Here is a 23,896-nt window from a genome sequence, read left to right as displayed (position 1 = left end):
CTAATTTATGAATTCATTTTGGTAAGAAAACTATCTTTCATAAAGGCCCGGAAACCTTCGTTGCCAATTTCAAGCCGTTTTGCATACAAAGCTTTTGCATCTTCACCTGCGATATACCGTACCTTATTTTCTCCATCTGTCGCAGCTTCATAGACAACTGCTGCGATGTCTTCCGACATGGCGCCTGCAGCTAACATCGTTTCGGAATTAGACATCATTGGTATTGAAATAATGTCATATTCCGGAATGGAAGTAAATTCCATAGAGCGGCTCATAAAGTCTGTTTTTATGCCTCCGGGAGCTACTGTTTTAATATATACTCCGTGAGCATTCAGCTCAAAAGACATACTCTCGCTCCAGCCCTCCAATGCCCATTTTGTGGCATGATAGATCGATCCTAAAGGAAATGTAACCAACCCTCCGAGAGAAGTTGTGTTGATAAACATTCCTGCTTTTTTATTTCTGAAATACGGAATAAATGCTTTGGTTACACGGATAACGCCCAGTAAATTAGTATTTAATTGTTTGGTGATTTGCTCATCACTTAATGCTTCCAGCGGACCTATTAATCCGTAGCCTGCATTGTTGAATACTACATCAACATCGCCCATTTTAATGGACTTTGACACCGTATCCTGGATGTGTTCCAAGTTGGTTACATCCAATGGCAACAAGGTTACATTATCCAATTGATTTAGCTCCGTTTCCTTTTCAGGATTCCGCATGGTAGCAATTACATGCCAGCCTTTTTCATGAAATAATTTAGCCGTTGCCTTTCCTAATCCGGATGATGCGCCGGTAATAAAAATAGTCTTGCTCATGTTTTGATCTTTTAATTTTACAGCACAAAATTCGAAAGACTTATTTTCACGGAAGTGTTCATATTGAGTTTCCTTGTGTTCAAAACGGCAGGTTTTTTCGTTCAGGCCTCCGTAGGGTCATACCCGCATGCTTCTTTGAACGCGAAAGGAAAATGAAATAAATTCTCGAAGCCCGGGTCGTTTAGGGTATAAATGTCTGTACAAGGTACAAAAAAGGGCCCCTTCCGGAGGCCCCTTTCATTCTCAACCAAAAATCATCCTTTTGAAAAGTGGTCGCCGTACATTTCCTGCAGGCGGCGGTTCATCCAGGAGCCTCGCATGTTCAGCGTGATCAGCTTACCCTGGGGATCAAACAAGAGGCAGTGTGGAATGGCGTTGATATGATAGGCTTTGGGCAGGCCTCCATCAAAGGCATGCAGGTCGCTGAGCTGCAACCAGGGCATTTTCTCCTGGTCCAGGGCCTTTAACCATTTGTCTTTGACATTATCCAGTGACACGCTGATGATCTCGAAACCCTGGGGATGGAAGTCCCGGTACATACTCTTCAGGTGGGGAATATCTGCGCGGCAGGGGCCACACCAGGAGGCCCAGCATTCCAGCATCACATACTTTCCTTTACCAATATAGTCGCGCAGTGCGTGCGCTTTACCGCTGCTGTCGGTAAAGCGCATGTCCAGTACTTCTGAGCCCAGTGCCGTACGCTGGTAGCCCGGAGCGATCTCTTTGAAATGCGATACCAGGTAACCATTGTCCTTTGACAGTTCAAAATAGCGGATCAGGCTATCTACCTGGGTGGTGGTGATATCGCTGCTGCGCAGGAAGCTGGTAGCGATGTAGGCATTCACCGCATCCGGTGTATGGTTTTGGATGTAACGCATGTTAAAGTCGTTGTCCACTGCTGCGGCTTCATCCAGCTGTACGGTTACCGGCACGCCTTTGTGGTAACGCTCTTCCATGTCGGCATCATCCTTGGCATTGATGATCTTTATATACTCATCGAAAAGTTCGTTCTCGCGTTTGCTGTAGCTACGCTCCACTTCATCATAAGCCATGTAGGCATCGTGACTCCTGCTGCCGGATACCTTTACGAAACCGTGCTTCTGGCCCCGCCAGCCGTCCAGTTCTATGCCCAGGCTGTCGTACACGGCGTCTATCTTAATATTTGAATTCTCCACGAACACACTAATGATCTTATCCTCGTACGTGGCGCTGGGATGTGCTTTTGCGTCGCGGAAAAGGATCTCACAAAAACGCGGGGAACTGGCGTCGCCGGTGATGGTAAAGCTGCCATTGTGCAGCACCGCGCTGTCCAGGTTCTTGCGTTGTGCAAAGCCGACATCTGCATAGCGCAGGTAGATCTTCGTGCCTTCCTGGCCGCCATCCACCTTGCCGGTGATGGTAAATTTGGGTGCAGGGTTTCCCAGAGTGGCACCCAGTAGTGCACCGAAAAACAAAGTTGCTTTTGTCATGTTGATATTTTTTTAATTGGAGGGTACCGTTAAAACTACTTTTGGATCATCGGCCTGTATGGTCACCGCGGTGCCATTATTATCTGCTGCGATCCGGGTCATGGGCAAGCCGTTCCGGAAATAATCAAAGGCCAGGTGCCCTTCAAAAGCCAGTTCCAGCCTGCGCTCCAGCAGGATCGCATCCAGCAGGTTGGCATTGCTGATGTCATCTACATCCGTGGCAGGCAGCCCCGCACGGACATGGATGACCTTGAGATCCGCTTTGGCATCCATTACATTCCCCAGTTTTGCATTGGCCTCTGCCCGGTTCAGGTACATCTCTGCCAGGCGCAGTACAGGTGCCGGCGCCTTGGTGCCAGTGTAGTAGTTAATGCAAAGCCATTTGGTGGTTTCATTAAAGCCGGAGCTGCTGTTCACCTTAAAGAAGGTACCTCTCACATCCCCCGCTTTGAAACGGCCCATCAGGTCGGCCGATGGCTTGAAAGTGGCGCCTACGCCGTAAATGGGGTCGTGATGGTACATCTGCCCGATCTGGGAGCCATACGTAAGGCTCGTGTTATTGATGGCAAAGATGATCTCCTTGTTACCACTGGGATCAGAACGCCCCAGGTTGCCATCTTCATCATCGGCAAACATTTGCTGGTAAGCGGCGCCCTGCAGCAATGCGTACTTACCGTTGCTTTCTTCTATCACACTGTCTGCATAAGCAACGGCCAGTTTGTTCATCGCCGCATCCGGGTTGGCGGGGGACCCGCCCATGTACAGGTACACACGGGACAGCAGGCCCCATGCCGCGCCGGTATTGGCAAAACTATTCGTCTTAGCTACCGGGGCTTTCATCAGCTGTGCTGCGGTTTTCAGGTCGTTGATAATAAATTCATACACTTCTTTTACTGAAGAAGGCGATGGCTTATCGTTGATATCGCCGGTCTTTTTTAAACCTACACCTGTACCGGCACCTCCATCCAGGTAAAAGGGCTTTCCATAGACACGCACCAGGTTGAAATAAGCCAGGGCGCGGATAAAAAGGTTCTCCCCGATCACGTAATTATAGCGGTCGTGCTGCTCATCCGTGAGTGCGTGGGTATCAAAATCCCGGGTGTGATCCAGTACCAGGTTCACGCTGGTGATCAGCTGGTAGCAACCCTGGTAAAAACCATAGCTGCCGCCCAGGGTGGCCACATTACTGTTCTGGAAAAAGAAGGCATCGGTATAGATAGAAACAGGCGCCCAGTTGGCCTGGGTCACGTTATTGCCGCGGCTTTCGCCAAAGTCCTGCTGCGAATATTCCAGGCCGCCGCACATGATCGCGTACGTGCCCAGGGTAGCTGCTTCAATGCCACCCACCGTAGCCAGTTCTCCATCCGCCGTCACCTTGGTAAGGGGCTTTATTTCATCCACCTGCTTGTTGCACGCCAGCAACAGGCCTGCCATTACCGGTATTAAAAATTTATAGCACTTCGTCATGATCTGTTGTAGTTGGATGATTAAAAATTGACTTGCAAACCAAACACGTAGCGGCGGGGTGCGCCGATGTTGGAACCTACGGATTCACCAAAATCCTGGGCCTGGCCTACAGACGGGCCTTCCGGATCGGAGGTCACGATCTTGCGGGAGAAGCGTGTGTACAGGTTGTCGCCGCTTACATATACCGTGGCACCGGCCAGTTTTGCGCGTTTCATCCAGTCGTCCGGCAGGCTGTAATTCAGCCGCACGCTGCGCAATCTTACGTTAGAGGCATCGTGTATATACTTATCCGTACCGGAGAAACTGGTGTTCACCTGGTAGTACAACCAGGGTTCCGTGGCATTCGTTTGCCCGGGTTGGGTCCATTCCCGCTGGCTTTTCAGTAAGCCTAACTGGTTGTACAAGCTCATGTAATAACCTCGTTGCATCTGCTCCGCCAGCCCATCGTGCATCACATACTTCAATGCATACGTGATCAGCACATTCAACGCAAAGCGCTTGTAAGTAAACGTATTCGCAAAACCACCGTAGTAGCGGGGCTGGAAAGAACCTACCGTTTGCATCTGGCGGGTATCGGAAGCCTGGCCTACTTCTGCAGGCGTGTTCACATACGTGTGACCGGCGTTGTGGCCATCGGCGTCAAACAGCAGCTTTTCAAACCGGGGCTTGCCGGTTTCCGGGTCCACGCCTGCATAGTGTATCGCTTTCATGGAGTTGATGTCCTCACCCGGGTGCAGGTAAAAACTTTCCGATGTATAGAAGCCCTGTTTCAGCGAGTCACGGGCCACTTTCACAATGCTGTTGTGATTATAGCTGATATTAAAATTGGTAGTCCAGCTAAAGTTCCTGTTGCGGATAATGTCTGCATTCACCAGAACTTCAATGCCGGTATTGCGCACAGAGGCTACGTTCTGCCACTGGTTGGGGAAGCCCGCCAGTGCATCGAGGATCACCTGCTGCAAAAGATTATCGGAGCGGCGCGTATAGGCGTCCACAGTAGCATTCACTTTATTGAACAGGCCCAGGTCAAAACCCGCACTGGCGGTCTTTGTCACTTCCCAGCGCAGGTCCGTGTTGGCGATATTGGAAATGCCCATCCCCTGCTGGCCGGCATACGTATAAGCCGTGCCGGGGCGGTACAGGGTCTGTGTAAGGAAGTTATCGCCCAGCTGGGAACCGCTGGTCCCGTAGCTGGCGTGCAGTTTCAGGTTGGAGATGACTTTTGAATTTTTCAGGAATGCCTCGTTGCTGGCCATCCACGCACCACCGGCCGAATAAAACGTACCATAGCGGCGGTTTGCCCCAAATGCGCTGGAGGCATCGCGGCGCACAGAACCACTTACCGTGTAGCGGCGGGCGTAGCTGTATTCCGCTTCACCAAAGAGGGAATACACTGCCTGGTCTATCTGGCCGCCTTCTACGTTACCCGCTTTCTGGGAGGGGATACCGTACGCAGAATAATCATATGCCCCGCCTATCTGTGTACCGAGTGAGATCTGGTCGTAGCCGGCCTGCACATGGTTTACATTGATGGAGGTGGTATAGTTGCTCGTCTTGCCAAACTCCATTGCTGCCAGTGCATTCACAGCATGCTCCCCGTATTGCTTGTGGAAATTCAGCTGGTTTGAGGTGAGGTAGGAACTGAGGTTATTGCTCATGGTGCCCAGCCAGCCTTGCGGTGCAGTGATGTCTGCACTGCCCGCGTAAGAACGCACATCCATGTACTGCACGTCCTTGCTGTAATTGAGATTGCCGGAGTTGGTGCTGGAAAGACTAAGCCAGTCAGTAATGCGGAAGGAGAGTTTGGCCGAGCCAAAGATCAGTTGTGACGTAGGCTTATCGTAGTTCCATTGGTTATCATACAGCGGGTTGGCTTGGATTTGCTCGCTGCCATACTGGGTATAAGTGAGCTGTGACCGCAGGGAACCGTTTGCATTGTATGGAGTGGCCCAGGGCAGCAACTGGTACAGGAAGGTACCGGTGGGGAATAACTCCCGGTGGCCATCATTGAGGATCGCATTCACGGCTACGCTGGCCGTGAGGCGGTCAGAGAGCTTGCTTTCCAGGTTGAGGCGCACGGATTTTCTTACCAGCCCGTTATCTACACCGGTAGATTGTTCGTTATAGTAAGAGGCGCCCACATAATATTTGGTGCGGTCTGTACCGCCGCTGGCGTTTACATTGACCTCCTTGGTATTACTGCTCAGGAAGGCGTATTTCTGCCAGTCATAAGAATTGGCCACGGCATCCTTGGCAGGCAGGCGGTAATCGAGGTAAGATTGTAAAGTGGGATAGCTGGCGGAAAGGCTGGCATTATTCACCTGGTAGTCCTGGATGAAGTAGCGTTGCTGGAGGTCATATAACTCTGGCCCGGTGAGGAAATGGATGGAACCGCGTACGGGCTCATTGAGGCCGTACTTTACTTCCGCAAAGGCGCGGGGCTTACCATCCTTTCCCTTTTTCGTATTGATAACGATCACGCCGCCGGCTGCACGAGAGCCATATATAGCAGTAGCCGCAGCGTCTTTGAGGATGGTCACATCTTCAATTTCCTGGGGTGTTACAATTTCTTTGAGATTTTGGTTGGGCATGATTACGCCGTCGAGTACCAGCAAAGGGCCATAATTCAGCGTAGGCATCACCACCTGGTTTGCCTGGTCTACCCCCACGCCGGCTATGCTGCTCTGGCCACGCACAAAGATCTGTCCACCGCTGCTGGTGGGGTCTCCCGCGTTCTGCTCAGAGATATACAAACCGGTAGCACGGCCTTTCAGCAGGGACACTGGATCGGACGTGGTGATGCCCATGCGCAGGTCTGCGCCGGAGATCTTCTGGATTGAACCGGTGATCTCGCCGGCTTTCTTCGTGGTATAACCAGTGGACACCACTACTTCCTCTACGTTGCTCACCGCCGCTTCCAGCACAAGGTCCATGCTCAGGGGTTTATTCACCACCTCTACCGGCACGGTAAGTTTTTTATATCCAATGCAGGTCACCGTGATAGTGTACTTCCCGGGCGACAATGCCGGGAATTCAAAGTAACCCCGCTGGTCGGATGATACGCCGCGGTGCAGGGGATTGAGCATCACGGTAGCACCGGCCAGGGGCCTGCCACCGCCGTTTATAATGCCGGACACCACGTACTGAGGCAGGTTGCCCCCCATGGCAAAAGTGCCTTGCAGCGCCGGCGTATTGGCCGCTTCGGCCTTGCTGAAAAGCAGGATGGTCTTGTCGGAGATATGGTATACCAGCGACTGATCCTTCAGCACCTCATCCAGGAAATCCTTCAGGGGCTTGTGTTCCACAGATACCGACACCGGCTTGCTCCCTGCAATGAGGTCTGCTTTATAAAACACCAGGTAACCGGTTTGTTGCTTGATCACCGAAAAGATCTCTTTCAGCGGCGCGTCTTTTACAGACAGGGTAATTTCCTGCGACATGGTCTTTGCAGACAGGTGAAGGCAGAAAACCAGCATAATGAAAGTTGTCAATCTCATAATTTGCAGCAGTTTGACTGGCAGCCGGCATGCTGCGCGCACCTGGATAAATGCAGCAGCCCTACTGCCATTGGCAGTTTTTTGCATAAATTTGATGTGTTTGGTTATTGAATAGAAGTTCCCCAGAACCTTGATCGGTCAACCGAACGTTTTACCCGCTCCGGCTCCTAACCCGGAGCGGTTTTTTTATCAGTCGATTTAGTCTTGGTTGTTTAGTGATTTAGTCTTGGTTGCTGACTTTAATGTGGATGTTTGTTTGCTGCTTGTTTTTAAAGGTGATGCAATAATGGTTGTTTAAAAAGAGTTGGTTGGCTTGTGATCAAATTGTTGGTTGCTTGTGTGTACGGTAATTGCTGATATGCTTATGCTAAGGTGAAACGATCAGTTGGTGGCCCTCCACCCGGAAGTGGATGCCCATTTCTTTCAGGCCGGACAGCAGGTCCGCCAATGGCACATTGCGGCTCATTTCCCCGCCAAAATGGATATCCGGGATGCCTTTTTCATATACTATTTCCAGGTCGTACCAGCGGCCCAGCTGGCGCATGACTTCCTGCAGGCTCATATCCTGGAAATTGAACGCCCCGTTCTTCCATGCCATCACCTGCTCCGTATCTGCATGCTTCACCAGCTTCTGGTACTTGCCGGCAGTGTATTGCGACTGCTCACCCGGTGCCAGCACCATACGTGCGCCGGGTTGCTCCAGCGGGGTGGTGGCTATTTTGCCGGACAAAAGCGTGGTGCGCTCCTGTCCTTCATCCGTATAGGCGTTCACGTTAAAGGAGGTTCCCAGCACCGCGATCTCGGAAGCCGGTGTATTCACCAGGAAAGGTTTGGATGCGTTCTGCGCAATTTCAAAGTATACTTCCCCGGTAATGCTTACCCGGCGTTCCGGCCCGGCAAAAGTGGTGGGAAAGCGGATAGACGATGCAGCATTTAGCCATGCCCGGGAGCCATCCGGCAGTTGCACCTGGAATTGGCGGCCTTTAGGGGTGCTGACGGTATTAAAAGCAGTGGCGCCAGCGGTCGTACCTGGCGCCTGGTATTGCAGCTGGTGGTTTTGAAGGGTCACCGGTGCGCCGTTCTGCACGGCCACTATACCGGCAGCAGCACTGTCCAGGCTTACCCGCGATCCGTCTGCCAGGATGAGGATGGCCCCATTTCTCCCGGGTGCTATGTAAGGCATGCTGGCAGCGGTTTCCCGGCCATGGTTCTTTGGATGAAGGTAGGTGAAGGTTGTAATGCCCAGCAGGAGCGCGGCAGCCGCAGCGGCGGCAACAGGCCAGATACGGCGCTGGCGGCGGGGCGTGGTGGCCGGCGCTATCACGGACCACATACGGTCCAGGTCTGCAACGGGCGCCGGCCGGGGATTGGCTTCCCAGGCATCACGCAGCAGGTCTTCACTGCCGGGATGCGATTGCAGCCATTGCAGCATTTCCCCAGTTTCCGCTGGCGTGGCTTTGTTGGAAAGGTACTGTGCTAACAGGTATTGAATACGCTCCATACCACAATAGACCGCGGCTTTTCAGAAATGGACCAGTTACGTTATAAAAAAATTTTCGCCACCAGGAGGGCGAGGGCTAAACTGTAGTTTTTCAGGTAGTTGCGCAGCAGTTTATTGGCTTCTACCAGGTGGTTGCGCACGGTATTGACGGAAAGCTGGAGCTGGTCGGCTATTTCCTGGTAGCTGAGGCCCTGCTCCCGGTTCAATTGGTAGATGATCTTCTTTTGGGGTGGAAGACTATCCACCGCAGCGTTGAGGATGCGTTGCAGTTCCGCTGCATCCAGCTGCCGGCCGGTATCATAGGGGTTTACAGCATCCTGCCCGCTTATGCTATCAAGAATGCGCTGCTCGTTGGCGGCTTGTTTCAGCCAGTCGTTGATCTGGTTAAAGATCATGCGGTAGAGATAAGCGGAAGGGTCTTTTACGGCATGCAGCTGCTCCCGGTATTTCCACACCCGGATAAACATTTCCTGCACCAGCTCTTCGGCCACCCAGGTAGATTTAGTATAATTATAGACGGCGGCATGCATCTTATCCGCATACATCTCAAACAGCAGCCGGAAGGCTGCATGATCCCCACTTGCTACGCGCTGTAGCAACCGGCTGGCGATATAGGACTCGTTTGCTTGCACTTGGACAACCTTCAAGACTTGAAATAAAAGGATTTCTAACCCACAGATCGTTTAGGGGATAGGTATTGGTGCTGGTAGACAAGATACAAAAAATGCAGATTGGCTGTATCTGTTTTATCCCCGGTGCCCCCTGGTACAATGGCAGCGCAGCCGTTCGGTGCAGCTTCAGAATAATGCCTTGTTGCCTTTCAACGCTATCTCGGAAATGTGTAATGTAAGCGCTGACACCAAAGTGAGCGACCAGGTTAATTTCACTTATAAGGCAACCTTGACGCAAACCTACAGCCATTCGGCAGTGGAAGCATCGGCCTATCATATCGATCAATTGCAGTAGCAGCTATCGCTTAATTACGCTCCGGCAGAAGCGCTCCAGTTCAAGAATTGCCAGAGCAGGCAGGACATTCTTTTGATGTTTTCGCCTTCCGCCAGGTTGCTCCGGTTCAGGGGCAATCGGTCACGTAGACGGCGTTCACGCCCATAACAATGGGCCTGGCCTTGAAGTCAAAAGCCTGCAGCTGTTTAAAACAGGCGAGCACCTCGTCAATGCCGGTCTTAATTCCGCTTGTCGGGTTTTTACCGGGGAGGATCCTTTAGATATCCGGGGATAAGATCTGCCGCATGGCTTCCGCGTCATTTGCGGCATAAGCTGTAAAAAGGATGGGATCAGTATTAAGTTCGGGATTGTGCAGACATGATATTTGGGTTTTAAATAATTAATTTTTTAGTTTCCCCAACAGGCTTTCCCGGTAAACTTTCCCAACCGGCAGTTTTTTACCCGCAATGGAAACTTCGTTCCCTTCGAGGTATTTGATGCCTTTCAACGAGGCTATATAGGATTTATGGATGCGGGTGAATTGGGATGCGGGCAGCTGTTGTTCAAACTGGGTGAGTGTCTGCTTGGACATCACGCGTTCCTGGCCGGTATAAATAAAAATATAATTGCCATAGGCCTCGATATAGCTGATCTCATCAAAGAAGACCTTGGTGAGTTTTTTGTCGGATTTGACCATTAAAAATAAGTCTTCGCTTTTTGATACCGGGACTTCACCGGTTTTATTGACGACCTTCTCGGTGGCCTGAACGAAACGCGGAAAGGAAAAGGGTTTTAACAGGTAATCCGTAACCGACAACTCAAACCCTTCGAGCGCATATTCCGGGTAGGCCGAAGTAATGATAACGGCAGGATATTTTTTAAGCGTACGCAGCATTTCAAAACCGGTCAACCGGGGCATATTGATATCCAGGATAATGAGGTCAATGTCTTTGGTTTTGAGCACCTGCATCGCTTCAAATGCATCCTCGCAGCTAGCGACTAAGGTCAGATAGGGTACCTGCTCAATATAGGTTTTGAGGATATCCCTGGCAATGGGTTCGTCGTCTACGATGATGCAATTGATATTCATTAGCTTAGGTCTATTATTAAATCTGCTTCGAAAAAGTTAGCGTCCTTAATTGTTTTTAAAATGTACTGCTGCGGGTAGATTAAATCCAACCGTTGTTTGACATTATTGAGGCCAAGGCCGCCCTTGGATTTGTTGACTTTGGGTATATAGTCGGGATCAACCGAGTTTTTAACTTTGAGTTTTAAATGACTATTTTCAACTGCGACGCTGATGTGTACAAATGGCGTTTGTCCTTTAGCCGCTGAAAAATGCTTGAAGGCGTTTTCTACAAATATGATCAATAGCAATGGCGCAATATATTGGTCAGAGTAATCCCCTTTTATTTGCAATTGTATATCGGTTTTATCGCTCAACCGGATCCTTTCCAGTTCTACGTAATTGCTGATATAATCCAGTTCATTACTCGCCGCCACATAATTCTGGTTGGTATCATATAGGGAATAACGCAATAGCTCGGATAGTTTCAGCATCAGGCCGGGCAGCATTTTCGACTCGGCAACTGAAAGTCCATACAGGTTATTGAGCGTATTAAACAGGAAATGCGGATTGAGTTGTGCTTTCAAATGGCGCAATTCATTTTCCTTTTGCTCTTTGTCCCGGATCAGGCGGTCTACCCCCATCTTGGCCAATGAAGCCATCACCGTAAATGCCACCATGGTGAAGGCAAAATGCTGATCCTGCCAGTTGGTCACCACGTCGGTGATATGGAACACCTTCGCAAAAAGCCTGCCGACCAGGTTCAGCAAATAAGGTAATAAATTGATCAAAATAATGAGTTGCACCAGGTAAAGCCCAATGCCGACCAGCCACTTACGACGTTTGAAAAACGGCAATACCAGCAGGTTCTGCGAATAGCATGGTATGATCAACTCAAGTATTTCCTGGAATACCAAACAAAACAGCGTGATCCCGCTCATACGCTGCGGATATTCCTTCAGTAAAATGTACAGACAGAAAACGATCACCCAGAACACCAGCTGGGTGTAAACCTTATAGGGCCAGGCAAATAAACGTGTCCAGTCGAAAATTTTCATTACCCAAAGAAAGTGTAACCGGGCCTTACCCCCAAATATTGGTGACGAACTTATTCATTTTGATGACAAACGTTTCATCACCACTTCAAATACGTTCATCATCAATCCCGTTAGGGTTATCATTCTTATTTTATCAGGGGTTTCATGCAGGATACTTTTGGTTCATAACCTTAAAATCATGAATACGACCATCGCTTCCTTTATCGCACTTTCACTATTTATTCATAGCGCCTTTGCGCAAACCGATACCGTTCAAGCCAATTTAATCAAAGACATACCGGCCTGGATGGCAGAATACCATGTGCCTTGTGCAGGTGTCGGCATCATCGAAAACGGCAAGATCACATGGGTCAAAAACTTTGGTGAACTGCAAGCCGGCCGTCCCGCCCCTAACAACACCTTATTCAATATAGCCTCCCAAACCAAACCGGTAACCGCCATGCTAACCTTAAAGCTGGTGGAACTGGGAAAATGGAACCTGGACGAGCCGCTGGAACATTACTGGATCGACCCGGATATTGCCGGTGATCCCTACTTGACGAAACTGACCACCCGTTTTGTGCTAAGCCACCAGACAGGTTTCCCCAACTGGCGTTCGGACAATGGCGGGACCAAACTCAAATTCAAATTTGAACCCGGTACAGCTTCGGGGTATTCGGGCGAGGGTTTTGAATATTTACGCCGGGCTTTGGAAGCAAAGTTCAAAGTCTCGCTTGCTGTATTGATGGATACGTACCTGTTTAAGCCCCTGGGCATGAAAGATACCTATTACTGGAGCGAAAACCTGGACACTGCTCGTTTTGCGATGTGGCATGACGGTCAGGGCAAGCGTTATGGGGCTTCTATACAGACGCCTGTCAATGCTGCCGATGACCTGATCACGACCATTGAGGATTACAGTAAACTGGGGATCTATGCGATGCAGCTGGCCAATGAAGGTGGGCCGGTGTATGCCGAAATGATCAAAATTCAAAGAAGGACAAAACCCGGCAATGGTTCTGGTTTAGGCTGGGGCTTGGTGGATGGTCTGCCGGACAGTGCCTATGCCTTACAACATGGCGGTTCGGATATTGGGGTACGGACGATGGCGGTTTTTTTACCCAGATCAAAAAACGGTGTGGTGGTGATGACCAACGGTGACAATGGGGCCTTTATCTGCGACCGGGTGGTTAAACGTGCATTGCCCGAAGGCGCGCAGGTGCTGGAAACGATGAACAAATCGGCGACCAGCCACGTAAGGATCGCTATCGCTGACCAATTACTCAAAAGCTATACCGGCACCTATGCGCAAAGCAATGGCAAACTGGTGAACGTGGCACAGGATGGCAACGCCTTAAAAATATCGGGTGACGGCGTGCCGACGGTGACCGTACTCCCCGAATCAGCCAATAAATTCTTTATGGAAGGCTACGACGTGCAGCTGCAGTTTCCCGACGCCAATTCCCTGGTTGTGATCGAAAGTGGTAAACAGGTATTAAAAGTTACCCGCAAATAAAATGAAAAGATATTTTATTGTTTTATTGATCTGTTTGGGTTGTGCTGCGCAGGCACAAACGATCAAACAATTAGAACGGGCTATGTACGGCATCGCCTCGGATGCGACCGAAGGCCGGTTCACAGGGTCCCGTGGTTACCTGAAAGCGGCTAACTATGTAGCCGGGCAATTAAAAGCAGCAGGCTTGAAAACCACATTCCAGGCAGTGCCGTTTCTGAGGGATAATTATGATGAAAGTTCCATAAGCATTGACGGTGTTGCTTATCCGCACCGGGTGGCAATTTCATCGTGTTGCAACATACTGCCACAACAGGCGATTGGATTATTTTAAAAACCATGCCCGATTCGGCTGAAACAGCCAGTTTGGTAACCCAAAAGGTGGCCGGTGTTCTGCTATTGCCGAACGAACAGCAAAACAGCGAATGGGAGACCACGGTGATCAGGCAATACCGCTTTGGTTATATGCATTACGCTGCCGACTATACAGCGGCTGATACGCAGCTGAATATCATCCTAATCAGCCCGGCCTTGACTAAAAAGCTCAATCAAGGCGCCAGGCCTGTAGTTGATATCAGGTTTAAACAGGAAAGGGCTAATGGCTATAATGTGATTGCCCATCTTCCCGGTACCGACAAAAAATTAAAGGATCAAACCATTATTGCCGGGGCTCATCTTGACCATATCGGTCGTTTGGGAAATCATATCTACAACGGCGCTAATGATGACGGCAGCGGCTGCGTGGCATTGTTAGCCGCCGCAAAGACGATGGCCCGTCACCCCACCAGAAGACCGCTCCAGTTCGTCTTTTACTGCGGCGAGGAATTGGGTTTATTAGGCTCGCGGTGACCTTTTTGCGGTAGTTATACTGGACGGTAATGGACACTGACATAGGCACTTTTTTGAAACTGCCGGGGCGGTAAGGCCCTGACCAAATCACTGTCTAAGGTGGGGAATGTGTCCAGCGTAACAAAAAAAGTAGCAGGAAAAGTGCTGGTGAAATGGTGGAAATCGGCGGATTTTGGCGGAATCTCAGAAAGGGCTTAAAACGACAAAACCCGCGGCTAGCGCGGGCTTCGAAGTTCGTTGAGCGTCGTTGAAGATCACTTTAGCTCCCCCTGCTGGGGAGTGGAATATATTGATTATCAATGTTTTATAAAGGAACCGTAAAAAAACACGTAGAAAGCCAATACAGGCCCACATTCCACCTGCTCAGTCCACCTCGCTTCCTGTTAAGAAATGAACAGTATCAATGGCAATGTTACTTAAATTTTCTAACACTTAAACCAGTGGCCCCGGCCCCGGCCGATCCCGTATTTTTGCACGCAGACCACCACCCATAAAACCGTTGCACTAATGACTACCCACCACCGGTACCTGGACCGTCACCCCGTGAATCCCTCGGCCCGGGCCATCATCATCGGCACCATTCACCCCCACGACTATACGGGGTTTGCAATGGATTTTTTTTACGGTAGCCAGTGCTCGACCTGGACCATCCTGGCCGAAGCCTTTCCCGACCGTTTTCCGAACCCCATCACCCGGGAGGCGGTCCTGGACTTTTTGACCACTCACCGCATCACCATGAGCGACACCATCCGCAGCTGCGACCGGATTTCCAACACCGCCCTGGACACTCACCTAATACCCAGGGCTTTCAACCTGCAGCTGGTAGACCAGCTACGAAACAGCCAGATCGAGCATGTATTTTTTACCAGCGGAGCAGGTAAGAACGGTGCGCTACGCACCTTCTATACCGGGATCCTGCGCTATAAATACCTGCCGATAACGGTATCCTTGAGTAAAACAGGGTTGCTGCCTACTGACATCTTTGGCCGTGATATCGCCTATACCGTGCTTTATTCTCCAGCCACCACTGCCGACCGTGGCATCATGAAGACCAAGGCGTTCAAAGAAGTCCGGCACCTCTACCAGCACTACGATAGCCCCGTCCATGCCTACAAGGTAGCCCTCTACCGCCAGGCTTTCTCCTTTCTGGTTGAAGGATAAAAAAAGATGCTGCCGGTAAAACCCGCAGCATCCTTTAAAAAATCCTAGTTGTCCTCCGTGCCCATGATCACACGGGTAATGTAGCCGGCCACCGCCTCCTTTAAATCTTCAGAACCGTCGGCGGCAAATTCGCCCACCCCGTCTTCACGTATATAGGTCCTGTAGTCTGATCCAAATTCCCGCATGTAGCCTGCCAGCTCCCTGTTCACCCAGGCTTTGATCCTGCTTTTGGAGATTTCGTTTACCATAGCATAAAAGTGTTTATACTATCATAAAGGACGGCTTTAGGAAAGATGGTCACCGAAAGATGAACATTTCCAAAAAATCTTGCCATCGATGCTTCACTACTATACCTGTCGCTGCAACCGCTATGAGGAAATTGGTAGCATTGTCTAATTCTATTATCCATTGGCTAGGTAGAAGCCAGCAGCTGCGGAATTTTTGTCAGCCAATAGGTTACCATTTGGCTGCCCCTACCTATAGCGGAGCAAAATTGCCTGCTGTTTATGGTAGCCTGTAACCTCCAATATTTAGGCAAAAGTTTCGTTTTACATAAACTGAGGAAAATCAGTGCCTTAATATTTGCTAAATTCACAAGGATTTAGTAATTATGAAGGATTAACAGTAATTTTGCGGCGAATTCCCAATTATACCCGGCCCGATTTTAGCACCTGATTGTTCTGGACGGCAGGTAACTACCGGTTTCACAACACATGCAACATGGCAGCAGCAGATCAAATAAAAACGCTTATTCAATCCTTTGGCAGTGACGACGAAGCTCGCTTCTTCGCTACCGCTATGCAAATTGCCGCTGCCGAGGCCAGAAAGGGTAATACCACTTTTGCAGAAGAACTCAAAAGTGCCATTGACAAAGCTAAGGTGGGCCGCCATGGTCCCAAGGGTCTTTTAAAAAATCTGCCGGTCAACGAGGCACAAAAGGAACTCAGCGATCTACTGGAAGTTGAGTACCCCCGCGTGAAGCTCCAGGATATGGTCTTAGATCAGAATGTACAAAACGGTCTCAAGCGGGTTGTCGATGAGCAGGCAAACGTTGAACTCCTGCGTCAGAATAATTTATCTCCAAGAAAGCGCCTTTTGTTCGTCGGTCCTCCTGGCTGCGGCAAAACCATGTCAGCCAAAGTTCTCGCCTCTGAGCTGGCCATTCCCCTCTTTGTAATCAGGCTCGATGGTCTGATCAGTCGCTACATGGGAGAAAGTATAGCCAAGCTCCGGATGATTTTTGATGCCATCCGGCAATACCGCGCAGTGTACCTGTTCGATGAATTTGACAGCATTGGGACAACCAGGACGCACGGAAATGACGTCGGTGAAATCAAGCGCGTGCTCAATTCCTTTTTACTGCTCATAGAAAAGGACGACTCCAACAGTTTGATCATCGCAGCGACCAACCTCCCCGAAACATTGGATGCGGCGCTGTTTCGCCGGTTTGATGATATTGTATTCTACCCACTACCAGGTAAGCAGCAGATTGTCGAGTATTTTGAAACGCATCTTGCCGATCTCAAACTTGCCAAAGGTTTGAATTACACCAAAATTGCCGACATGGCTTTGGGACTTAATTATTCAGAGATGAATAATATCTGCATGGATATTTATAAGAACGGACTGATCTACGGTAAAAAGGAACTAACCATTACCAGCCTCAAAACATACATCGAGCAACGGAAAAAACCGTTTTAATTGATCAAGTATGCCCCTATTTCGTAAACCACACCTTATCATCAAAGGTCGATCAAAGTCGTATCCCTATACGCCTAATCCCGGAAGGGATCCGGTCATTGCGCGAGAAGATGTTGATCGCGCCAAACACGCCCAAAAAATAAGAACTCAGTTCAACAGGGCGGTCAGGACATTCCAAAGCCAGGCGGATACAGATTTTGTCTATCTGACTATCCAGTCCCCTGTCGGTTTTTTGCTAAACCTGAAAGCATTACAGGACAGCAAATATAATTTTCAGTTGAGAACTTTAAGAGGACTCACTGCCAAAGGTAGTTCCGAAAAAGCTCAGGTTCAAAAATTTAAAGCGGTTGCTGGCTATGGCGACCACGAAGATGACGACAATGATATATACGAAGATGGTGACTTAACTTCCGACAATCCTGTTCCCGATGATGAAACGATATATGAGGCAACGGTTTATTTAAATAAAAAGGCCATCGCCACTTTTTTAAAAAAATTAGATCAATATCTGAACAAAGAATCCAAAACAGGTAAGCCGCGTCACCAAAAACTCATCGCTAACATAGAACACATAGCTGCAGCAACATTAGAGAGCTTTTGGAATGAGCCGGAACAAGACTTCCCTTCTTTAAATACCAATGTATGGTGGGAAGTTTGGTTAAGTCGGTCAACTGACGATCCTGCAAGGCCGTCTGCCGACACAATACTTGGAGATATATTTGATGAGCAAAACGTTCGAGTTGGCCGCCGGTGGCTCGTCTTTCCGGAAAGCTACGTGGTACTGATAAAAGCTACCGCCAGAACCCTTGCCAGCACCTTGCTTTTTACGGATCGGTTGATGGAACTGCGCCACCCCCATGATTTGGCGGACTTTTTTGTGGACTTACCCACAAGAGAACAACGCGAATGGGCCCAAGACCTGGCAGACCGGGTAACCCATGATCCAGATGGAGTCGCTGTTTGCCTACTCGATACGGGCGTCACCTTAGAAAACCCACTACTAAAACATCTCATCCCTCAAAAAAACCTGGACGCCATTGAGCCCCATTGGACCAAAGCCGATACTGGTAAGGGCAACGGACATGGCACGCCCATGGCAGGGCTGGCGCTCTATGGGGATTTAACTGAGCTTCTTAGCTCTACTCGCAGTATAACCATTTATCACCAGTTGGAAAGTGTCAAAATTCTGTCTCCTTCTTCCAAACATGACCCAGACAATTATGGTGCAATAACGGCGGAAGCAGTGGCCAGAGGTGAACTCATGCATCCTGACGCAAAACGAATGGTCTGTATGGCGATAACGCAATATGAATATGAGCACTATGGAAGGCCCACTTCTTGGTCTTCCGCCATTGACCAAATCGTATTTGGTAGCCACGAACAGCCTAACACTAAAACGCTTTTTTTCATTTGTGCAGGCAACCTTTACGAGGAAGAATTTACTGGGTATCCCTATACTAATAGGGACCGGTCGATCCATGATCCTGCACAGGCTTTTAACGCCATTACTGTAGGGGCTTATACTTTGAAAGATCAAGTGGATGCCGCCCGTTTTCCCGGCGCCGAACCGATTGCCAAACGAGGCGCACTGGCTGCTAGTTCTTCTACTTCCCATAAATGGGATCCCTGGTGGGCCGGAAAGCCCGATATAGTGATGGAAGGCGGCAATCATGCCGTTCAAAATAACAACCTAATCGTTCCTGATTCATTGCGACCTTTATCGACTGGCCGGGGTGGGGGAAATCCTTGGCTGCATCCCTTCGGGGATACCAGCGGCGCTACCGCGCTGGCCTCCAGGTTTGGCGCAATAGTCACCCAAAAATATCCAAATCTATGGCCTGAAACAATCAGAGGGCTCATCATCCACTCAGCTGATTGGACCAAGGCTATGCTCGAAGGAAAATCATTGAGAAATATAGGAAAAACAGAACTGAAACAACTGCTCAAGGAAGTGGGGTACGGTGTGCCGAATATAACGCAGGCCACTACCAGTGCCAGTAATTCCTTATCCCTCATTGCGGAGCGAAAGATTAAGCCGTTCAAAATTGACGGTTCCTCCATCAAAACCGATAAATTCCATTTATTCACCCTTCCTTGGCCCAAAGAAGCACTGGAAGAGCTTTTTGCCACAGAGGTTAAACTTAAAGTAACTCTGTCTTACTTTATCGAACCCAATCCCAACAGTAAAAGTTATCAACTTGCCACTAGTTATATCTCCCACGGCCTGCGCTTTAAAATGATTGATCGAAACGAAAGCACCGAAGCCTTTGCGGCAAGGGTCAGTAAAGCTATGCGGGAGAAGGACTATCAGCCGGAGGGATCGGAGCAATGGATTATTGGAAATAAAATTCGAAGCAAGGGCTCCATCCATAAGGACATCTGGATCGGCACTGCGGCGGACTTGGCGGCAAAAAATAAAATAGCCATTTATCCTGTCGGTGGATGGTGGCGCTACCGTAAACAACTCAAAAGATATGAGCACTCCGTAAGATATAGCCTGATCGTTACCATAGAGACGCCCGACAATAATGTAGATATTTATACCCCTGTCGCAAATTTGATCGATATCACCACCTGACAGAGATAACTACCTGGACAAAAAAATAGGCAAAGTCCGCAGAACCGTGCAATGCAGCGGCGGGTAATGATGCTGTTGCATTCGGCGTACATAAGTTAAACATCGTGATCACCTAATTCACGGGAGGTGAGCTATTGGAAGAATCTGCGTACATTGTTACTCTAATTACTCCACCTATATGGAAATGAAACGTATCCCGTCTTCGGGTGAACCGGTAATGATTGACAAAGCGCTACTGCAAAATGATGACAGCATCGAACTGGATTTGCAAAATGGATCAAATTCTGGCGAGTAAGAGATGTCTCCACATACCGGCGGATAAATACAGCGATCATTAACCGGGAAAGCATGAAGTTATCGTTTGGGGCAAAGTGGCCCACAATATGAAACTATTCTAAATGCCTAGTTCATCAAATTGTGCTGACCTGGTGCCATCGATTACCTCTCTTAATCCGATACGCACATAGTGCTTGCCTGCAATACCTTCCAACTTGTGGCCTGCAATTTTTTTTGCCACTGGCCATTGAACCCCCATACGGACCATAAGATTCCAACCCGTATGGCGGGCAATCTTATTTGAAATCTTCCGCGTAACGCCTGCCAGTGTCGCTATGGCCCTTATATTCTGGTTGTAGACCTGTACATCGACGAAGATGTCCCGTCTGAACCAGTACACACTTTCTCGGTTTGGATCCTCAAATTCCTTCATTATCTCCGTAGCATTGGGAAACTTCCATAAAGGTACAATGGTGGGCATTCCGTTTTTTTCCCGCTGACCGGTAACATACATTCCGACCTCATGATCAACGTGGACTTGGCACCGCTGCAGTCTTATAATATCTTTATAGTACCAAATTCCATAAATCTGAAGCAAAAATAATTTTTGATCCCTGCCCAGAGATGGATGCCCGGGATTGATGACGAGCCTTCGGATAGCTTTGATTTCATGAACATCCAGGTGGAGGCCCTCAACTCGATCAGGCACAGTGACCTTAACTTCCTCAAAAAATGTCGTTACAAGCCGCTCATCCAATAGCTTATCTTTCTTTGCTGCATGTTTTAAAACCACGGCGAATTTATCAAAATATGATTTTACGGAGGCGGGCGCCAGCACTCTACCTCCTTGCCCAATCTGCGCGGCCAGGAAGTTGCGGATCATGGCGACCAGGTCTTCGTCAAATTGAGAAAAGAGAATTTTTGGATTAAAATTATCCAGGTGCTTTATAAAGGCATGGTATTTCTCCCAGGTACAAAGGGAAAGCACCACTTTTGGGGGTGGATTTCTCATATAGTCTCTAAAGTAGTCGTTAAAGACAGCCCGACTTCCTCTAAAATTCAATTCCTTATCCACATGGTAATGGGTTAGGCTTTCTCCCCTATCAAAGAGTCTTTTATGAACCCCTATGATTTTTTGTTTAAGGTCTCTGATGGCCTGGTTGCTCTGAAAAGCGTACGGGCTTTTAGTGCTTATCCATGCATCGTCATTGCCTTGCCATTCTTCCACCGATGGCTTCCGAGGAAGCCCGACCTCGTAGTATTTCTCTCTTTCTCCCTCCGGTTTAACATAAATATGAACAGGATATCGCCCACTTTTATTGACACGGTTGCGGTAGTTATACTTGACTAAAATTGAGACTTCCATTACTCTGTCAGTTCTTTTGAACCTTCAATTCCAAATTGTTGAAAATGTGCATGGTAAAAAAAAATGACAACAAAAAATGGTAAATCACTGACAGTACAAAATGAACTATTCCGCCAAATATTTCCTGTTCAGGGGAGGCCAGCAATCAGATTGATCTTGTCAGATAAATGTCATTAGTCCCGATTGGCCTTTGTGTCAAACTAACAGGCAAAAATCTAATTTTTACCAATATTCTATTATTTTGGCATAAATTAGAACAGACACCGGATGCGGCACGCTGGAATCACTATCAAGAAAGGTGTACACCCTCATCACTATTATATTCACCACAAGAGCCTGCTCAACTAAAGGGCTTTAGGTCCTACAGCTTAAAAAGTATGGAGATTTTTAAAGAAAGAATCTTTACAAAAGATGGCTTGGAAGGCACACCGGGACTAAAATCAGTTTTGACTATTTAATAAATTAAAAACACGGTCAATCTCTCCTTTGTAATTTTCTATTGGTTGGTTGGGGAATGGTATGTTAGGTAGTCCTGGCAATTGTGTTCGAGCATACTGATATGCTTCGTTCAGGCTTAACATGGCATCTTTATAAAATTCATAAACATCTTCTCTACTTCTTATCAGGTTGAATGGTATTTCATAGTCAGATTTAACAGAAAGAACTTCATGCTCTCTCTTTGTCTGCATGTCGGTGAGCACATACTTCTTAGTTATTGTTAATACTACATTCTTCCTATTGATATGTGGTTCGGATTGGTAAGAAACTGATGACTGTCCCAACCCCATAATCACCGGAAAATCTAATGGCGAAAGGCTTAGATTTACTCTGTAACTTCTTGCATTCATTACGCTGCGGCTTTTAATAAAATTACCAATATTTAGCCATATTCCGTCCTCCGCTTTTCACTCTTGGACTCTGTGATTCAATATGTAGGCAGGGCAAAATGATTTAACTAAATTCTTCTGCTATTTTCAGCTGCCAACCAGCTGACTGTAAGGCGTCAAACATACTATTTTGATCGACCGCCGTCCAGCCGATTAAAGGCAGGCGCCAGCTTACTAATGGAACACCGATTGTATATCTGAATAAACCAAACAAAAAGTAAAGAAAAATGCAGATTGCTGACAGGCTGACCAGCAAACGATTCATCTGGAAAAAAATGCAAACCTGGGTAATAGTAAAAGTGAGGATCATACCTCCTATACAAATTACTTTACCAATCTTGTTGCGGATTGGCCCTTTAATCTTCTCTTGCTTTCTGTGTTGATAGGCTTTCTGCAGCTCCAGCTGTAACCATTCTAATCTCATTTTTTCGAGATGCACTGGCCGCGCCGGCTCCAATGTACCCGGCTTATAAAGATTCAAGGCGTCCACCACCTCAACAGGCAGTAGAAGTTCAAACTTCTCCAGTTCAGTATTAAAAACGACCATCGCTTTTTTTAATACTGCATAAACACCATTGTCAATAAAAAATACTGCTCATCGTTACTTTTTTCTCGAACAGGTGTTCATACTGAGATCGGATTAACTATCATGATCGGCAGTGCGGTCACCATCAGAAAAAATCGCTGAGAAGTCAATCGCTCATTCATCCCTACGCGGCGAGCCATTTTACCAACCTCCAACCTAGCACGGTAATGGTCTGCCAGCTCAGAAAGCACCTTTTTTAGCTGGCGCTGCTGATACCCTTCAAATACAAAAGGAAAAAAGACGGGCTCTGTTAATAATTGCCGGAGTTTGCTCACCATCTGCACCACATATTGCTCAATGCCTCCATCCGATCGCGGACGGGCAATTCCAAAAATATACTGGTGAAAGATGCCTGTATCATTTGCGAAAAAATCATCACCTAGTTTTTTTATGCGAGGGCGCCCAGTCAAAAGTTTGGCCTCAATTGTCCCAATAATATCGGCGGCAGTAAATGGCCTGGACCTTCGCCGCGACAAATCAGCCGCATAGGGGTTTATCTTGGGGCCTGCCCCATTACTTAGCCATTTCCTTATGCTGACTATTTCCAACTGTACGGCTTTATTTTGAGGGGAAGCTAAGCATCTGAACAAGTCCATCAAACACCACTGGATTGGGCTTATTGTAGACGTAGGGGCAATCCTGTAATGCCACCAGTGCCGCATCGGGATCCATCTTCCTGCTCAACTGCCCATCGGGCACACCGTCCGCCTCAATGATCTGTATTTTATTCAAGTTGGACAAATTGGTGTGCAGGTGGAAGGCAATGGCTTTTCCGGTGGAGTAATCGATGACATAGGCTTTGTAAATGTCTTCTGGCTTTCCGACAAGGACCACTTTATCACGGCGGAAGTATTTAACCAGGTGCTGCCACCGCTGCGCATTAAAGACTACCGCGCTGGCGATAAGCTGATCGGCCGGCGGTATCTGGCCTGCAGACTCCCTGTACGCTGCCGCGAATTCCTTGACCACCTCTTCGTTGCCTTGGCGGGAGGTTTTAAATCGGAGATAGGAAAGAATCTCCTGGTCAGTTTTATCCACCGGAAACTCATAATCCCCTTGCATATCACGGGCAAGATCACCCAGCGGCGATGGTTCATCGATGATAGCTTTTGCAAAATCAATAAGACTCATAATAACGGTTTTACGCTACAGTAATTTACGAAAAAACTGAATGAG

20 protein-coding genes are annotated in these 23,896 nt (G+C 48.4%); 6 read left to right on the top strand and 14 right to left on the bottom strand.

Annotation, left to right across the window (positions count from 1 at the left end; translation table 11 throughout):
* Nucleotides 1–5: 5 nt before the first annotated feature.
* The 8 genes from DCC81_RS03985 to DCC81_RS03950 form a co-directional block, all read right to left on the bottom strand.
* A complete protein-coding gene (locus DCC81_RS03985; protein ID WP_108685292.1) occupies nt 6–821 on the bottom strand; it encodes an SDR family oxidoreductase in 816 nt (271 codons plus the stop codon).
* A 254-nt stretch (nt 822–1,075) separates the two neighbouring features.
* Entirely contained in the window at nt 1,076–2,290 is a 1,215-nt protein-coding gene (locus DCC81_RS03980; RefSeq protein ID WP_108685291.1) for a TlpA disulfide reductase family protein, read from the bottom strand.
* Nucleotides 2,291–2,302: 12 nt separating this feature from the next.
* Entirely contained in the window at nt 2,303–3,757 is a 1,455-nt protein-coding gene (locus tag DCC81_RS25675) for a RagB/SusD family nutrient uptake outer membrane protein (RefSeq protein ID WP_108685290.1), read from the bottom strand.
* A 20-nt stretch (nt 3,758–3,777) separates the two neighbouring features.
* The gene (locus tag DCC81_RS03970) at nt 3,778–7,254 is read right to left on the bottom strand and encodes a SusC/RagA family TonB-linked outer membrane protein (RefSeq protein ID WP_165806430.1); all 3,477 of its coding nucleotides are present in this window, start codon (nt 7,252–7,254) and stop codon (nt 3,778–3,780) included.
* 367 nt (nt 7,255–7,621) lie between these two features.
* Nucleotides 7,622–8,755: a FecR family protein gene (locus DCC81_RS03965; RefSeq protein ID WP_108685288.1), complete on the bottom strand. Its 1,134-nt coding sequence runs from the start codon at nt 8,753–8,755 to the stop codon at nt 7,622–7,624.
* 41 nt (nt 8,756–8,796) lie between these two features.
* Nucleotides 8,797–9,402: an RNA polymerase sigma-70 factor gene (locus tag DCC81_RS03960; RefSeq protein WP_165806429.1), complete on the bottom strand. Its 606-nt coding sequence runs from the start codon at nt 9,400–9,402 to the stop codon at nt 8,797–8,799.
* Nucleotides 9,403–10,100: 698 nt separating this feature from the next.
* Nucleotides 10,101–10,790, bottom strand: a complete 690-nt coding sequence (locus DCC81_RS03955) for a LytR/AlgR family response regulator transcription factor (RefSeq protein WP_205686251.1) — start codon at nt 10,788–10,790, stop codon at nt 10,101–10,103.
* Nucleotides 10,790–11,824, bottom strand: a complete 1,035-nt coding sequence (locus DCC81_RS03950) for a sensor histidine kinase (RefSeq protein WP_108685286.1) — start codon at nt 11,822–11,824, stop codon at nt 10,790–10,792. The genes DCC81_RS03955 and DCC81_RS03950 overlap by 1 nt, the downstream gene beginning before the upstream one ends.
* A gap of 178 nt (nt 11,825–12,002) precedes the next feature.
* Between DCC81_RS03950 and DCC81_RS03945 the strand changes: the two genes are divergently transcribed.
* From DCC81_RS03945 to DCC81_RS03930, 4 genes are all read left to right on the top strand, one after another.
* Entirely contained in the window at nt 12,003–13,319 is a 1,317-nt protein-coding gene (locus DCC81_RS03945; protein WP_108685285.1) for a serine hydrolase domain-containing protein, read from the top strand.
* A gap of 1 nt (nt 13,320) precedes the next feature.
* Nucleotides 13,321–13,650: a zinc-binding metallopeptidase family protein gene (locus tag DCC81_RS03940; RefSeq protein WP_108685284.1), complete on the top strand. Its 330-nt coding sequence runs from the start codon at nt 13,321–13,323 to the stop codon at nt 13,648–13,650.
* The gene (locus tag DCC81_RS03935; protein ID WP_165806428.1) at nt 13,611–14,165 is read left to right on the top strand and encodes a M28 family metallopeptidase; all 555 of its coding nucleotides are present in this window, start codon (nt 13,611–13,613) and stop codon (nt 14,163–14,165) included. Before DCC81_RS03940 ends, DCC81_RS03935 begins: the two co-directional genes overlap by 40 nt.
* A gap of 507 nt (nt 14,166–14,672) precedes the next feature.
* On the top strand, nt 14,673–15,326 hold the full coding sequence (locus DCC81_RS03930; RefSeq protein ID WP_108685282.1) for a uracil-DNA glycosylase family protein: 654 nt from the start codon (nt 14,673–14,675) through the stop codon (nt 15,324–15,326).
* Nucleotides 15,327–15,370: 44 nt separating this feature from the next.
* On the opposite strand, the gene DCC81_RS03925 is transcribed toward DCC81_RS03930, so the two are convergent.
* Nucleotides 15,371–15,574: a hypothetical protein gene (locus DCC81_RS03925; protein WP_108685281.1), complete on the bottom strand. Its 204-nt coding sequence runs from the start codon at nt 15,572–15,574 to the stop codon at nt 15,371–15,373.
* A 472-nt stretch (nt 15,575–16,046) separates the two neighbouring features.
* Here DCC81_RS03925 and DCC81_RS03920 point away from each other — a divergent pair, with 472 nt between their 5' ends.
* Entirely contained in the window at nt 16,047–17,027 is a 981-nt protein-coding gene (locus tag DCC81_RS03920) for an AAA family ATPase (RefSeq protein ID WP_108686452.1), read from the top strand.
* Nucleotides 17,028–17,037: 10 nt separating this feature from the next.
* Nucleotides 17,038–19,605 (top strand): S8 family peptidase, encoded by a 2,568-nt coding sequence (locus tag DCC81_RS03915; protein ID WP_108685280.1) that lies wholly within the window; start codon nt 17,038–17,040, stop codon nt 19,603–19,605.
* Between the two features lie 394 nt (nt 19,606–19,999).
* On the opposite strand, the gene DCC81_RS03910 is transcribed toward DCC81_RS03915, so the two are convergent.
* The 5 genes from DCC81_RS03910 to DCC81_RS03890 form a co-directional block, all read right to left on the bottom strand.
* Nucleotides 20,000–21,247 (bottom strand): phage integrase SAM-like domain-containing protein, encoded by a 1,248-nt coding sequence (locus DCC81_RS03910; protein WP_108685279.1) that lies wholly within the window; start codon nt 21,245–21,247, stop codon nt 20,000–20,002.
* Between the two features lie 440 nt (nt 21,248–21,687).
* Nucleotides 21,688–22,095, bottom strand: a complete 408-nt coding sequence (locus DCC81_RS03905) for a hypothetical protein (protein ID WP_133177537.1) — start codon at nt 22,093–22,095, stop codon at nt 21,688–21,690.
* A gap of 103 nt (nt 22,096–22,198) precedes the next feature.
* Nucleotides 22,199–22,681, bottom strand: coding sequence for a hypothetical protein (locus tag DCC81_RS03900; protein ID WP_108685277.1), 483 nt, complete (start codon nt 22,679–22,681; stop codon nt 22,199–22,201).
* A 77-nt stretch (nt 22,682–22,758) separates the two neighbouring features.
* Entirely contained in the window at nt 22,759–23,268 is a 510-nt protein-coding gene (locus tag DCC81_RS03895; protein ID WP_108685276.1) for a hypothetical protein, read from the bottom strand.
* A gap of 10 nt (nt 23,269–23,278) precedes the next feature.
* On the bottom strand, nt 23,279–23,851 hold the full coding sequence (locus tag DCC81_RS03890) for a YozE family protein (RefSeq protein WP_108685275.1): 573 nt from the start codon (nt 23,849–23,851) through the stop codon (nt 23,279–23,281).
* Nucleotides 23,852–23,896: the final 45 nt, after the last annotated feature.

It is taken from the genome of Chitinophaga parva (assembly GCF_003071345.1).
Lineage (GTDB): Bacteria > Bacteroidota > Bacteroidia > Chitinophagales > Chitinophagaceae > Chitinophaga > Chitinophaga parva.
Note: the sequence above shows the minus strand (reverse complement) of the source record. Positions and strands in the feature narration are given on the sequence as shown.

Excerpts from the sequence above, each read along its gene's own strand:
- DCC81_RS03985 (WP_108685292.1), bottom strand. The coding sequence starts at position 821 with ATGAGCAAGACTATTTTTATTACCGGCGCATCATCCGGATTAGGAAAG.
- DCC81_RS03980 (WP_108685291.1), bottom strand. The coding sequence starts at position 2,290 with ATGACAAAAGCAACTTTGTTTTTCGGTGCACTACTGGGTGCCACTCTG.
- DCC81_RS25675 (WP_108685290.1), bottom strand. The coding sequence starts at position 3,757 with ATGACGAAGTGCTATAAATTTTTAATACCGGTAATGGCAGGCCTGTTG.
- DCC81_RS03970 (WP_165806430.1), bottom strand. The coding sequence starts at position 7,254 with ATGAGATTGACAACTTTCATTATGCTGGTTTTCTGCCTTCACCTGTCT.
- DCC81_RS03965 (WP_108685288.1), bottom strand. The coding sequence starts at position 8,755 with ATGGAGCGTATTCAATACCTGTTAGCACAGTACCTTTCCAACAAAGCC.
- DCC81_RS03955 (WP_205686251.1), bottom strand. The coding sequence starts at position 10,790 with ATGAATATCAATTGCATCATCGTAGACGACGAACCCATTGCCAGGGAT.
- DCC81_RS03950 (WP_108685286.1), bottom strand. The coding sequence starts at position 11,824 with ATGAAAATTTTCGACTGGACACGTTTATTTGCCTGGCCCTATAAGGTT.
- DCC81_RS03945 (WP_108685285.1), top strand. The coding sequence starts at position 12,003 with ATGAATACGACCATCGCTTCCTTTATCGCACTTTCACTATTTATTCAT.
- DCC81_RS03940 (WP_108685284.1), top strand. The coding sequence starts at position 13,321 with ATGAAAAGATATTTTATTGTTTTATTGATCTGTTTGGGTTGTGCTGCG.
- DCC81_RS03930 (WP_108685282.1), top strand. The coding sequence starts at position 14,673 with ATGACTACCCACCACCGGTACCTGGACCGTCACCCCGTGAATCCCTCG.
- DCC81_RS03925 (WP_108685281.1), bottom strand. The coding sequence starts at position 15,574 with ATGGTAAACGAAATCTCCAAAAGCAGGATCAAAGCCTGGGTGAACAGG.
- DCC81_RS03920 (WP_108686452.1), top strand. The coding sequence starts at position 16,047 with ATGGCAGCAGCAGATCAAATAAAAACGCTTATTCAATCCTTTGGCAGT.
- DCC81_RS03915 (WP_108685280.1), top strand. The coding sequence starts at position 17,038 with ATGCCCCTATTTCGTAAACCACACCTTATCATCAAAGGTCGATCAAAG.
- DCC81_RS03910 (WP_108685279.1), bottom strand. The coding sequence starts at position 21,247 with ATGGAAGTCTCAATTTTAGTCAAGTATAACTACCGCAACCGTGTCAAT.
- DCC81_RS03905 (WP_133177537.1), bottom strand. The coding sequence starts at position 22,095 with ATGAATGCAAGAAGTTACAGAGTAAATCTAAGCCTTTCGCCATTAGAT.
- DCC81_RS03900 (WP_108685277.1), bottom strand. The coding sequence starts at position 22,681 with ATGGTCGTTTTTAATACTGAACTGGAGAAGTTTGAACTTCTACTGCCT.
- DCC81_RS03890 (WP_108685275.1), bottom strand. The coding sequence starts at position 23,851 with ATGAGTCTTATTGATTTTGCAAAAGCTATCATCGATGAACCATCGCCG.